The organism is Lichenibacterium dinghuense (genome assembly GCF_021730615.1).
Classification (GTDB): domain Bacteria; phylum Pseudomonadota; class Alphaproteobacteria; order Rhizobiales; family Beijerinckiaceae; genus Lichenihabitans; species Lichenihabitans dinghuensis.
Map to the genome: position 1 here is coordinate 868,041 of NZ_JAJLMN010000001.1, position 12,269 is coordinate 880,309.

Consider the following 12,269-nt stretch of genomic DNA (forward strand, 5'->3'; position numbering starts at 1 on the left):
ATTAGGCCCGCATGACGATGCCTTCCCCGATCCTGACACCGGAACAGAGCCGAGCGGCCCGTGGATGGCTGGACTGGGGGCAACAGGAGCTTGCCACCGCCGCGAACGTCTCGCTTTCGACGGTTCGAGATTTCGAGAAGGGTCGGCGGGTTCCGATCTCGAATAATCTAGGGGCAATGCGAGCTGCCCTCGAAGGGCGAGGGATCGCTTTCGTTGAAGGCGAAACGACATTGGGCGTCATCGGTCCGAAGCCCGGCGCTGGACCCGCCACGGGCTGAAATGGTAAAAGACAGCGTGGACTAGGAGGGAGTCGAACCCTCGGGGCGTTGGATGGAAAGCCGCACCCCGCTCCGGCTCTAGCCCAGTGCAGAGGCGATCACTCGCCGCTGCGCTTCGCGTCTGACGGATCACTCCACGATGAGGCCGCTCGTCCCTGCCAGGGCGAGCGGCCTTTTTCGTTCGGCACAGTCAGCATACCTTGCATCTCGCATCGTGCAAGCGCATTATGCTCGCATAATCGGAGTATGCAAGCATGGCTGACAACGGTGAGAAGGACGAAGTCAGGGTCGAGGCCGGCAAAGCACGATGGAGGGGAGTCACGAAAACGGACCGCTCCGAGGCGGCCAAGAGGGCTGCCGAAGCACGATGGGCTAAACCTATTGAACTGCCTGAAGATGAGGAAGTCCTCGAGCCGGCACCAACCATGCCCGTGGCGCGGTGGCGGGGGGCGCTGAACATCGTCGGGCTCGAGGTGCCGTGCTACGTCCTCGACAACGGGGAAAAGATCATCGGCAGAACCTCGGCGACCGAGCTTTTGACGGGGATTAAGGGGGGTGGAGCCCTCGAGAAATATCTGGGCGTCAGAGCCCTAGAACCTTTTGTAAACAATGAGTTAGTGCTCGAGAGAATGGTGCCGTTTCGCCTCCCCGGGGTGGAGGGATTGGAGAAAGCTGTTAAAGGCCTCCCTGCGGATTTGATGATCGAAATCTGCCAAGGCTTCGTCGCCGCTTTGCAGGCCTCCTTAGATCCTGCTTCAACTCATCCAAAGATGACTGATCGTCAGAGGCAGATGGCGATCAAAGCGAGCATGTTCCTTTCAGCGTGCGCTAAAGTTGGCCTCGAGGCCTTGATAGATGAAGCTACCGGATATCAATACGAGCGCGCGGAAGATGCTCTGCAGGTCAAGTTGCGTGCTTTCATCGCTGACGAGCTTCGAGCTTGGGAAAAAATGTTCCCTGATGAGCTTTGGGCAGAGTTTGGCCGTCTCACCGGATGGCAAGGTGCTCTGAAAAGCCGTCCGAAGTGGTGGGGTAAGCTTGTCATTGAACTGATCTATGACACCCTGGACAAGGATGTTGCCGACTTCCTCAAAAACAACAAGCCGCCGCCCGGTGTTCGTTGGCATCGTCAATTGACAGAGAATATTGGCGTTCGAGCACTTGTCTCTCGCTGCTATGAGGTGATTGGTATGGCGAAGGACTGTTCGGACATGAGAGAACTGCGGGACAAAGTGGCGAAGCACTATGGGCGCCAAGTTGTGCAGTTTTCCATGGCGCTTCCCAACCCGAAGGCGGAGGCCGCCCACTGAGGCGACCTTCTCATTTTCGGGTCTGCCGCACCCCGAGCGGGTTCAGCCTCGGCCGCCCGTGCTCCCAGTCGCCGCGCTGGGGTGACATTTCGAGCGTCGGGGCGTGGGCCGGCGACAGCCCACAACGCGAAACAGGCGGAGCCTTTCGACTCTGCCCGCCCCATCAGTTCTTCCGCTTTCGGCCAGGCGTCTACTACCGTAACGACCGTTTGAATGTCGGCAGGTCGGGCGAGGCACAGAGCGCAGCCAGTGCCGCCTCACCATCGGCTCGGGCCAGGGCTTGGCTCGGGAACGGCTCGGCGCCGCGCTGGAGCACCAAGCCTCCGAACCGGCGCAACTCCCATGTGTAGGTTTGAGCGCCGGCCGAGATGATAAACAGCTCGGGCAGGCCGAACGTATCGGGCGCCGATGCGGCCTTCGCTGCTCTGGCCGCCTGCGCGGCGATGCGAGCTGCCTCGGTAAAATAGCGCCTCGGCTTATCGAACGACGACATGGATTCCCCCTCGTATCGAGAGGAAATTCAGAAAGCGCCCGCCCGGCCGAGCGAAAAAACCTATGAGGGGTATGCAAGGAAATTATATGTTTTTGCTGCACCGCAGCGGAACCCACAGTGGAAAACGCCGTTTTGTTGATGCACTCTCGGGTGCGGCCCTTCTTGGGCGTTTCCTCCCTAGACTTGAGCCGCTCGCCAGGAGGTTGAGCGGCTTTTTTTGTGCTAAAGCGAACGCATGACGCCCTTGCTGACCATGACCGCAGCCGAATGCGCGAAGCTTCTTGACGCCTCGATGCGATCCACTGCGCCAGAGGCCTATGCCAGAGGGGTCCATGGCGCCTTCCTCGTCGTTGGACGGGAAAGCGACGCCCTCATAGCCGCTATGATCGCTGAGCTTCATCACTCAGGAGAGATTGAGTTCCTGATGCGCCTACGGGCCGAATGGGTCGGTCAAGGGGGGCTGTTCAACCTCCCCTGTACTTATCGACGTAGTTCAGGATGATGTGCCCCGATGCGTCGACCACTCTGAACCCGTCCGGCCTGGGATCGCCCTTGACCGTGCGGGCCGCGCCGAGCGCCACGGCGGGCGCACCCGTGTAGGCGATCAGGCTACCGCGCTCGACCCGGTGAACCGTGATAGCGATCTCGCCGAGGCCGGGCCGGAGGGCGTAGAAGGTGACGGTGTAGGTCATGGCCGGTGTGAACGCCGCGAAGGCCGCAAGCGATCCCACAAGAGAGTCGAGCGGAGCTGGCCCGGGCTAACCCCTTGTTCCAGCTGTCAGGTGAGGCAGCTACATAGCACCGCGACGCTTGAGGATCGCCGACCGTGGCGAAACTGAACCTGTGTTCGGCACCTCCCTCCCGGCTCGTATGGCCATCGAGAGAAGTCCGCCGTCCGAATTTCCACTCGCGAGACACACGGCCATGAGCGCAACTGTGATCGCCGCGCCTGCACCTCGCGCCCGCCGTCTTCACCCCTGGCCGGTGCGCGCCATGCATTGGCTCAACGCCGTGGCCATGATCGCGATGATCGGCTCGGGCTGGGGCATCTACGACGACGCTGTCGTGTTCCACTTCGTCTACTTCTGGGACGGCTTGAAGCTCGGCTCCTGGGCGGCCCAGAGCCTGCTGTATCACTTCGCCTTTATGTGGCTGCTGTTGATCAACGGCGCCGTCTACCTCGTCTACGGCTTCGCCACGGGCCGCTTCCGCGAGCGCCTCCTGCCGATCCGCCCGGCCGAGATCGTCGAAACCGTGCGCGACACCCTGCACCTGCGCATCGCCCACGAGGACCTCACGGTCTACAACGCCGTTCAGAAGTTCCTCTACATCATCGTGATCCTCGCCGGCATCGCTCAGGTCGTGACGGGCCTGGCGCTGTGGAAGCCCACGCAATTTTCGGGGCTGATCGCGTTGTTCGGCGGCTTCCAGGGCGCGCGGGTCGCTCATTTCGCGGGCATGGCTGTCATCGTCGGCTTCCTCACCGTCCACGTCGCTCTGGCGCTGCTCGTGCCGCGCACGCTCGTGGCGATGGTGGCCGGCGGTCCGCGCGTCCCGCCGCGCCGCGACGCGGCGGGGCCGGCGGAGGTCGCCCGATGAAGTCGCCCTTCCGCCCCGCCAGCCTGCCAAACCCGGCGATCCTCGACGACCACCGCGGCGCGATCCGAACTCTCGAGCGCCGTGGCCTGCTCCGGGGCGGCCTCTCGCTCGGCGCCCTGACGATGCTGACGGGCTGTGACGTCGCCCAGCCGGACTCCGTGCAGAGTGGCCTGCTCCGCATGTCCGCGTTCAACGATTGGGTCCAGGCACGTCTCTTCGACCCGAACAAGCTCGCGCCGGAGTTCCCCGCCTCGCTCGCCCTGCGGCCGCCGCGGTTCAACGCCTACTACGACATCGAGAAGGTGAAGCCGGTCGACGGCGAGACCTGGCGTCTCGAACTCGCGGGGTTGATCGCCGACAAACGCCCCTGGACGCTGCGGGACATCGCCGCCCTGCCGCGGCGCGAGATCGTGATCCGCCACGTCTGCGTCGAGGGGTGGAGCTACATCGGACAATGGTCCGGCGTGCCGCTCCGGGCCTTCCTGGAGCGGGTCGGCGCCGACCTCAGCGCCAGATACGTCGCGTTCAAGACCGCGGACGACTATCCGAGCAGCATCGACATGGCCAGCGCGCTCCATCCCCAGACGCTGCTGGCGACGAGTTACGGCGGAGACGCGCTGGCGGACCCCTTCGGCTTCCCGCTCCGCCTGCGCACGGCGGTGAAGCTCGGCTTCAAGAATCCCAAGTGGATCACGGCGATCGAGGTTTCCAACACCTACACGGGCGGCTACTGGGAAAAACTCGGCTTCAACTGGTTCGCGGGCCTTTGAGGAGGCTCCCGATCGCCGCCTGTCTGCTGGCCGCAGTCATCGCCCTGCCGGCGCGCGCGCAGAACCCGGGCCCCTCGCCGCTGCCCGAGAACATGCCGCCGCCGGGCGGCATGTCCGGAGCGCAGATGGCGGCCCGCTCGGATCGCCGCTTCCCCCAACCCGTCCGCGTCGGCGCCCTCGTCGGGCGGGAACTGCTGTCCCCCTACGAGTGGCAGCCCGTCCTCGGCCGCATCGCAGCGGTCGTGCGCCGCGGCGACGGCTCGCTCGACGTGGTCGTGCACCTCGATGGCCGGCTCGGGCTGGACTGGCTCGGCCTCGGCTGGGTCGACTGGTGGGGCTTCGGCTCGCGGCGGGTGAGCGTGCCCGTCGACGCGGTCGCGTTGCTCGGGGAATATGTCGGCCTGATGGACCTCACGTCCGAGCGCCTGCGCGCGCTGCCGGATTTCGCGCCGGCCTCCACGGTCGATCTGAAACCCGACGAGACGATCCGCGTCGGCCTCGTGCCACCGTTCCATTGAACGCCGGAAGCACCACGGGCGGAGCGCTGTGCTTGGTGCGGGACGCCACATGCGCGGTGGCCGTCATGGCCAAGGCGCCCAGGGCCGGCCTGTCGAAGACGCGGCTGTGCCCGCCGCTCGCGCCCGATCAGGCCGCGGCCCTGAGTGCCGCCTTCCTGCGCGACACCACCGACAACCTGTTCGCCGCCGCGCGCGAAGCGCCAATCAGCCCCTACGCCGCCTATGCGCCGGCGGGGAGCGAGGGGATCGTGAAGCTCCACCTCGCGCCCGGCACTGCGCTCGTCCTCGCCGACGGGACCGCGCCGGCGCCGCCCGGCGTCGAGGGATTCGGTCGCTGCCTGTTTCAGGCGCTCGAAGGCCTGCTGGCCCGCGGCCACGCGGCGGCCTGCGTGCTCAGCTCCGACGTCCCGACCCTGCCGACCCGCCTCCTGATCGACGCGGCCCGCCTGCTGCTGGAGCCGGGCGAGCGCGGCGTGCTCGGCCCCTGCGACGACGGCGGCTATTACCTGCTCGGCCTGAAGCGCGCCCACGCGCGCCTGTTCGCGGACATCGCCTGGAGCACCGACGCCGTCGCCGGGACGACGCGGCGTCGGGCGGCCGAGATCGGCCTCGACCTCGTCGAGATCGAGGCTTGGTACGACGTGGACGACGCGGCCGCGCTGGGGCGGATGTGCGCCGAGGCGCACGGCTACGGCGCGCCGGCGACGCGCGCGGCCCTGAGCCGGCTCGGCATCCCCGACAGCGTGCCGGCATGAGGGCCCGTCCTGCCCGGCGGCTTCCCGCGACGCGCCGCCCCGTGCACCGCCGCCTTTGGGCGACCGCGAACCCGATCATCCCGGCGTGAGCGGGCCCGCGGACACCGGCGAAGCCGCCGCCCGGGCCAGCTCCGCCGGGGGATCCTTCCCGCTCGCGGCCTTTCTGTCCCGCTGGGCCGATTGTGCGGTCCAGGACCTCGCGGCCTCCGACTCGCAGACGCTGCCCCTGTCGACGCTGCTGCGCTACGCCGGGGCCGAGGATCTGCGGCGCTGGCACGGCGTCGGCCTCGGCTACGCCGACCCGCGCGGCGCGCCCTGGCTCCGCTCCGCGATCGCGGGGCGCTATGAGGCGCTCGGCACCAGCGGCGTCCTGGCCTGCAACGGCGCTCAGGAGGCGATGGCCTGCGTGCTGCGCGCCGCCCTCCGGCCGGACGACCACGCGATCGTGGTCGTGCCGATCTACGGCCCGTCCGAACTCGCCGTCACGAGCCTCTGCGCGACCAGCGGCGTCGCGCTCGACCCCGACCGCAGTTGGTCGCTGGACCTCCACCGCGTCGCGGCCGCGATCCGCCCGAACACCCGGCTTGTGCTGGCGAACTTCCCCAACAGCCCGACCGGCGCCTCGCTCGATCGGGCGGCGCTCGACGGCCTCGTCGCCCTGTGCCGGCGGCACGGGCTGTGGCTCGTCAACGACGAGGTGTATGGCAGGACCGACGCCCGGGGGGGCGCCGCTCCGGTGGTGGACCGCTACGAGCGGGGGGTATCGGTCGACGGCCTGTCGAAGGGGTTCGGGCTGCCGGGTCTGCGCGTCGGCTGGGCGGCGTGCCGCGACGAGGGCCTGCTCGACCGAGCCATGGCGCAGAAGAGCCTGTTGTCGAGCTGCCTGTCCGGCCCGAGCGAGGTGCTGGCCCACATCGCCCTCGGGATGGAAGGCCGCATCACGGCGCTGTCGCGGTCGATCGGGCGGCGCAACCACCGCCGGCTGCGGGCGCTGCTCGACCGCTTTCCGGACCTGTTCGAGGCGGACGCCCCGGCCAACCTCGCCTTCGCGTTTCCGCGCTTCCGCGGCGCCGGCGGGGCCGTGCGCTTCGCCGAGGCGCTGGCGCGGCAGGCCGGCCTGCTCGTGCCGCCCTCCACCCTGTGGCGTTCGCCCTTGGCGCAAGTCCCGGACGACCGCCTGCGCATCGGCCTCGGCCGGCTGGGCAGCGGCCCGGCGCTGGCGGCCCTTGAGGCTCACCTGATCCGGTCGGCCCCGTCGCGGGGAGGCGCCGCATGCACGGGGTGAGCGCCGTTGCGTCCCGCTCCCGCACATGCGGGGCCACGGTGGCGCTCGTAGCGGTGCTGGTGCTGGTCGCGCTCTGCACGTTCGGCACCGCCGTCGGCCGGGCGCGCAGCGACCTCCTGTTCTACGGCTGCGCCTTCGCACAGGCAGGGCTCGCCCTCGCCGCCGCCGCGCTGGCGGCTCGCAGCCCGGCCCGCATGGCCCTGCCAAGCATCATCGCCGTGGCGGTCGCCGCCGGGGCCGCGCTGCTCGCGCTGAGCCTGTGGACGCGGCGGCGGGGCGAGGCGTCGCTGCCCGCGTCGCTCGGCGGCACGGCCCTGCTGGTCGTGGTGTTCCTGCTGCTGCTCACGCCCGTATTCCCCTGGTATTTCCTGCTGGCGCTGCCGTTCACGGCGCTGCTCGGCCTGTGGAGTCCCTTCGCGCTCTCGACGGGCAGCTTCCTGGTCTACGGCTTCAACGCCGACGCGCCGGCGTTCCTCCTCCGGTGGTCTTTCCTGATGGCTCTCGTGCTCCTCGCCGCGGCACGGGACGCCTGGTGCTGGCGCGGCATGGACGGGGTTCCCGATGCTTGACGAAGCCCGGGCCGGCGACGCCACCGCGGCGCTCGCCGATGCGGCGCCCCCACCCGCCGTCGATCCCCGCCGCTACCACGAGGCCGCCGACCCGCAGCGCTCGCCCGTGGCGGCGCGCCCGCCCGTCTGCCTCTACCTGGAGGTGACGAACCGCTGCAACCTGCTCTGCACCACCTGCCCGCGCACCTACGTCGAGCTTGAGCCGCCGGCCGACCTGTCGTGGGACCTGTTCACCCACATCGTCGACCAGATCCCGGACCTCAAGCGTGCGGTCCTGCACGGCGTCGGCGAGCCGATGCTGGTCAAGGATCTGCCGAAGATGGTGCGCCACCTGAAGGACCGCGGCACCACCGTGCTGTTCAACACCAACGGCACGGTGCTGAACGAGCGCAACGGCCGCGCCCTCGTGGACGCCGGTCTCGACGAGCTGCGCGTGTCGCTCGACGCCTCGACGCGCGAAAACTACCTCGCGGTGCGCGGCGTCGACTATTTCGAGCGCATCCTGAAGAACGTCGCCCGCTTCCGCGCCATGCAGGAGCGCGAAGGCTTCGCCCGGCCCCGCGTCTCGGCCTGGCTCACGGGCCTCAAGGAGACCGTCGCCGAGCTGCCGGCCTTCGTGCGCCTCGCCGCCGACATCGGCGTGCGCGAGGTCTACCTCCAGCGCCTCGTCTACTTCGACGAGGGGGCGGTCGGCCTCGCGCGGCCCGACCAGGCGCTGTTCGAGAGCCTCGCCGCCGGCGAGGCCGAGCACATCGCCGAGGCCGAGCGCGTGGCGTCCCGGCTCGGCCTCGTCTTCTCGGCCTCGGGGGCCGCCTCCGAGCCGGGCCTGAGCCTCGAGCGCAAGGCGGACAGCAACCCGTGGTCGCTGTGCGGGCGGCCCTGGACCGTGATGTATTTCACCGCCAACGGTCGGGCGCTGCCCTGCTGCATCGCGCCCTTCGCGCAGGCCGGCTACGAGAACTACACGCTCGGCGACGCCACGCAGGAAACGCTGCGCGAGATCTGGAACGGCGCCCGCTACCGCGACTTCCGGGCCGCGCTCCAGTCCGACCGGCCGCCGACCGCCTGCGCGAACTGCGGCCTGCGCTGGAGCCTGTAGGGCCTTGCGGGCCGGGGGCGCCGAGGGCGTCGTGTCGGTCGTCGTGCCCTGCCTCGTGCTGGTCCGCACCGTGCTGCACCTCGCCGCAGCGCTTCGGAGTCCCCGTGGCTGAGCGGCGCACGGCGCGGGCGGCGGCACGCTGCGGAGATCGGATCCCCGTCCGACGGTGCCGGGTCGCACCACAAGCCACCGCGCCGAGATGCAGGCAACGACATGCTTCAAGCCGTCATGCATCCCGAGACCGTCTACCGCTACTCGATCTGGGCCGTCGCCCTGTCCCTGGGGGGCTGCGGCGTCGGGGCGGCGCTGCTCATCGGCGTGGCGATGGAGCGCGTCCTGCCGGCGAGCACGCGCCAGCGCGACAACGCCCTCACGGCGGCGATCCTGTCCATCGTGGGGCTGACGTTCGGCGTGCTGCTCGCCTTCGTGGCGATGCTGGCCTGGGAAAGGTTCGACGCGGCGGAGACGGCCGCGAGCCACGAGGCGGCTCTCCTCTTGGACCTGGGCAAGGTCGCCGCCGCCATGCCCGACCCCGAGCGGACGCATCTGCTCGGCAGCCTCGCCGCATATGCGCGGGCTGTGCGCGAGCTGGAATGGCCCGACCAGGCGGAAGGCCGCGCGGTTCCGGCCGGCAGCCCACCGCTCGATCGCGCCGACGCCGTCGTGATCGGGATGCATCCCCAGGACATCGGCACGGGCAATCTCCAGGCCGCACTGATCGCCGGGCTCACCCGGCTTCGCGACGCGCGAAACGAGCGCCGAGCCGCCGCCGAGTCGCAGTTCCCGCCCGTGATCTGGGTCGTCGTGGTCGCCGGCGGCGCCGCGACCCTGATGTGCGCCGCCTTGCTCGGTACGGCCAGCCTGCGGCTGCACCTCGCACTGACCTCGCTGCTGTCGCTGTCGGGCGTCCTGGTGCTCGTGATGATCGTGGCCCTCGGACACCCGTTCCAGGGCGACCTCCGCGTCACTCCCAAAGCTTTCACCGAGGTCGAAGACGCCATAGGCGCCCCACTTCGGGAGGCGCCGCCCTGAACCCTTCCGGCGAACGAGAGGCCGTCTCCCGGAATCGCCCGCTGCCTGGACGGGCCGAAGCGTCCGAAACTGACCTCACCGACCAGCCAGGCTGGTGCACCCCGGATCCGGAGGATCGAAAGATGACCGTTCGCTACAACACCATCGACGTCGACGGCCTCGATGTCTTCTACCGGTCCGCCGGCGATCCGGGCGCCCCGGCCGTGCTGCTGCTGCACGGCTTCCCGAGCGCCAGCCACATGTTCCGCGACCTGATCCCGGAGCTGGCCGCCACGCATCACGTGGTCGCCCCGGACCTGCCCGGCTTCGGCCTGACGGAGCGGCCCACGCGCGGCGCCTTCGCCTACACGTTCGAGGCCATCGCGAAGGTGGTCGGCCGCTTCACCGAAGTGCTCGGCTTGAAGAGGTTCGCGATCTACGTCTTCGATTATGGTGTCCCCACCGGCTTCCGCCTGGCGCTGGCCCATCCCGACCGTATCACCGCGATCGTGTCCCAGAACGGCAACGCTTACGCGGAGGGCCTCAGCGAGGGTTGGAACCCGATCCGGCGGTACTGGGAGAACGAGACCGATGAGAACCGCGAAGCGCTGCGCGGCCTGCTGAGTGCGGACTCGATCCGCTGGCAGTACGAGCACGGCGTGCCGGACACGTCCAGGGTGTCGCCGGACGGCTGGACGCTCGACGCGCACTACACGCAGCGCCCCGGCGTCGACGACATCCAGCTCGACCTGTTCCTCGACTACAGGAGCAACGTCGCCATGTATCCGGATTTCCAGCGCTATCTCCGAGAGCGTGCACCCAAGCTGTTGGCCATCTGGGGCCGGAACGATCCCTTCTTCATCTCTCCGGGCGCGGAAGCCTTCAAGCGCGACGTCCCGGACGCCGAGGTTCGCTTGCTCGACACCGGCCACTTCGCCCTGGAAACCCACGCCCGCGAGATCGGTGCTGCCGTCCGCGACTTCCTCGGCCGCCATCCGGGCTGATCCCGAACCGATCGCTGCCGGGCCCCGTCGCGCCACCCGATCCCTTCCCAACGAGGCCGACCATGACCCCCACTGACGTCGTCCGCACCTTCTACGATCGGCTCGCCGCCGGAGACGCGCCCAGCGCCCTCGGCCTCATGGCACCCGACATCGAGTGGATCACCATGTGGCACTACAAGGTCGAAGGCCGGGGGCCCGCCGCGGTCGCAAAGGGTCTGTTCGGGCCCCTGATGGCCGAGTGGGCCAGCTTCTCGCTGGCGCCCAGCACGTTCATCGCCGAGGGCGGGACCGTGGTGTCGCTCGGCGCCTTCCGGGGCGTTCATGGCGCCACCGGCAAAGCCGCCGAGGCGCCCTACGCCCACGTCTGGACGGTGAATGACGGCAGGATCGTCCGCTTCCGCCAGTACATCGACACGCTGGCGGTCGCTGAAGCGCGGCGCGCGTGACCAGCCGCGGTCGACCGCGCCGAAGCCCGCACGGTTGCCCGAGGTGTTCATCATCGAGGAATGAACCATGACCTACGGAAAGATCGGGGCCGCGCTCGCCGGGGCGGCCGCATTCGTGGCTTCGGCTGCGATGGCGGGGCCGCTGCCCTCGACCACCGCGACCACCACCTACCACCGCGCCCAGGTCGACGGGGTCGGCGTCTTCTATCGGGAAGCCGGCCCGAAGGACGCGCCGACGATCGTGCTGCTCCACGGCTTCCCGTCATCCTCGCGCGGGTACGACAAGCTGATCCCGGTGTTGGCGACGCGCTATCACCTGATCGCCCCGGATTTTCCGGGCTTCGGCCAGAGCGACGCGCCGCCGCCGTCGGCCTATGCCTACACATTCGACCACTTGGCGCAGACCACGGACCTCCTCCTGGAAGCCCTGCACCTCGACCGGTACAGCCTGTACATCTTCGACTACGGCGCGCCGGTGGGCATGCGGCTGGCGCTGGCCCACCCCGAGCGCCTGCAGGCGCTGATCAGCCAGAACGGCAACGTGTATCGGGAGGGGCTCGGCGCCAAATGGGCCAGGATCGCCGAATACTGGGCGGATCCGTCCGCCCATCCGGAGGTGCTCGACGCCTTCCTGTCGCCGGAAGCGACCGAACAACGCCACACCGCCGGCACCTCGCACCCGGAGCGCTACGACCCCGACACCTGGACCGACGAGATCGCGCGTCTGTCGAGGCCCGGCCAGCGCGAGATCCAGGCGGCGCTGCTCCATGACTACAGGACCAACGTCGCGGCCTACCCCGCCTGGCAGGCGTGGCTCCGGCAGCACCGGCCGCCGACCCTCGTGGCCTGGGGTGCCAACGACCCGTCCTTCGTGGCCGCGGGGGCGACGGCCTTCCGCGCCGACCTGCCGGACGCGGAGGTCCACCTGCTGGACGCCGGCCATTTCGCGCTGGACGAGAAGAACGACGAGATCGCCGCGCTGATCCTGCCCTTCATGGCCGAGCATGTGCCCTCGCCGTAGCGGCCTCCGGGCTCGCCGGCGACGGGGCGGGGCGCCGCGCGGGTTCGACGCGAAAGGACGCGTGGCGCCGCCCCGAGACCCGCTTAGGATCGCGGCCCGCGAGGCCCACCC

15 protein-coding genes and 1 tRNA gene are annotated in these 12,269 nt (G+C 69.2%); 13 read left to right on the forward strand and 3 right to left on the reverse strand.

Annotated elements, in window-relative coordinates:
* Positions 1-17: 17 nt before the first annotated feature.
* Positions 18-278 carry a helix-turn-helix domain-containing protein gene (locus L7N97_RS04155; RefSeq protein ID WP_237482034.1) on the forward strand — a complete coding sequence of 87 codons (261 nt, stop codon included), beginning with the start codon at positions 18-20 and terminating at the stop codon, positions 276-278.
* Between the two features lie 17 nt (positions 279-295).
* On the opposite strand, the gene L7N97_RS04160 is transcribed toward L7N97_RS04155, so the two are convergent.
* Positions 296-363, reverse strand: a tRNA-OTHER gene (locus tag L7N97_RS04160).
* A 169-nt stretch (positions 364-532) separates the two neighbouring features.
* On the opposite strand from L7N97_RS04160, the gene L7N97_RS04165 reads away from it, so the two are divergent.
* Positions 533-1,588: a P63C domain-containing protein gene (locus tag L7N97_RS04165; RefSeq protein ID WP_237477097.1), complete on the forward strand. Its 1,056-nt coding sequence runs from the start codon at positions 533-535 to the stop codon at positions 1,586-1,588.
* Between the two features lie 193 nt (positions 1,589-1,781).
* Here L7N97_RS04165 and L7N97_RS04170 read toward each other — a convergent pair whose 3' ends face one another.
* Together L7N97_RS04170 and L7N97_RS04175 are read right to left on the reverse strand one after the other, a co-directional pair.
* Entirely contained in the window at positions 1,782-2,081 is a 300-nt protein-coding gene (locus L7N97_RS04170) for a hypothetical protein (protein ID WP_237477098.1), read from the reverse strand.
* 464 nt (positions 2,082-2,545) lie between these two features.
* Positions 2,546-2,773 carry a hypothetical protein gene (locus L7N97_RS04175; protein WP_237477099.1) on the reverse strand — a complete coding sequence of 76 codons (228 nt, stop codon included), beginning with the start codon at positions 2,771-2,773 and terminating at the stop codon, positions 2,546-2,548.
* A 232-nt stretch (positions 2,774-3,005) separates the two neighbouring features.
* On the opposite strand from L7N97_RS04175, the gene L7N97_RS04180 reads away from it, so the two are divergent.
* The 11 genes from L7N97_RS04180 (at position 3,006) to L7N97_RS04230 (ending at position 12,158) form a co-directional block, all read left to right on the forward strand.
* Positions 3,006-3,680: a cytochrome b/b6 domain-containing protein gene (locus L7N97_RS04180; protein WP_237477100.1), complete on the forward strand. Its 675-nt coding sequence runs from the start codon at positions 3,006-3,008 to the stop codon at positions 3,678-3,680.
* Positions 3,677-4,450 carry a molybdopterin-dependent oxidoreductase gene (locus L7N97_RS04185; protein WP_237477101.1) on the forward strand — a complete coding sequence of 258 codons (774 nt, stop codon included), beginning with the start codon at positions 3,677-3,679 and terminating at the stop codon, positions 4,448-4,450. The genes L7N97_RS04180 and L7N97_RS04185 overlap by 4 nt, the downstream gene beginning before the upstream one ends.
* A complete protein-coding gene (locus L7N97_RS04190) occupies positions 4,447-4,968 on the forward strand; it encodes a hypothetical protein (RefSeq protein ID WP_237477102.1) in 522 nt (173 codons plus the stop codon). Before L7N97_RS04185 ends, L7N97_RS04190 begins: the two co-directional genes overlap by 4 nt.
* Positions 4,969-5,003: 35 nt before the next feature.
* On the forward strand, positions 5,004-5,723 hold the full coding sequence (locus L7N97_RS04195; protein WP_237477103.1) for a TIGR04282 family arsenosugar biosynthesis glycosyltransferase: 720 nt from the start codon (positions 5,004-5,006) through the stop codon (positions 5,721-5,723).
* 85 nt (positions 5,724-5,808) lie between these two features.
* Entirely contained in the window at positions 5,809-7,008 is a 1,200-nt protein-coding gene (locus L7N97_RS04200) for a pyridoxal phosphate-dependent aminotransferase (protein ID WP_237477104.1), read from the forward strand.
* On the forward strand, positions 6,996-7,577 hold the full coding sequence (locus L7N97_RS04205; protein WP_237477105.1) for a hypothetical protein: 582 nt from the start codon (positions 6,996-6,998) through the stop codon (positions 7,575-7,577). The genes L7N97_RS04200 and L7N97_RS04205 overlap by 13 nt, the downstream gene beginning before the upstream one ends.
* Positions 7,570-8,676 (forward strand): radical SAM/SPASM domain-containing protein, encoded by a 1,107-nt coding sequence (locus L7N97_RS04210; protein ID WP_237477106.1) that lies wholly within the window; start codon positions 7,570-7,572, stop codon positions 8,674-8,676. The genes L7N97_RS04205 and L7N97_RS04210 overlap by 8 nt, the downstream gene beginning before the upstream one ends.
* A gap of 213 nt (positions 8,677-8,889) precedes the next feature.
* Positions 8,890-9,708: a bestrophin-like domain gene (locus L7N97_RS04215; RefSeq protein ID WP_237477107.1), complete on the forward strand. Its 819-nt coding sequence runs from the start codon at positions 8,890-8,892 to the stop codon at positions 9,706-9,708.
* A gap of 122 nt (positions 9,709-9,830) precedes the next feature.
* Positions 9,831-10,691 carry an alpha/beta fold hydrolase gene (locus L7N97_RS04220; RefSeq protein WP_237477108.1) on the forward strand — a complete coding sequence of 287 codons (861 nt, stop codon included), beginning with the start codon at positions 9,831-9,833 and terminating at the stop codon, positions 10,689-10,691.
* Positions 10,692-10,753: 62 nt separating this feature from the next.
* Positions 10,754-11,137: a nuclear transport factor 2 family protein gene (locus L7N97_RS04225; protein ID WP_237477109.1), complete on the forward strand. Its 384-nt coding sequence runs from the start codon at positions 10,754-10,756 to the stop codon at positions 11,135-11,137.
* 67 nt (positions 11,138-11,204) lie between these two features.
* Positions 11,205-12,158, forward strand: a complete 954-nt coding sequence (locus tag L7N97_RS04230) for an alpha/beta fold hydrolase (protein WP_237477110.1) — start codon at positions 11,205-11,207, stop codon at positions 12,156-12,158.
* The last annotated feature ends 111 nt before the right edge of the window (positions 12,159-12,269 follow it).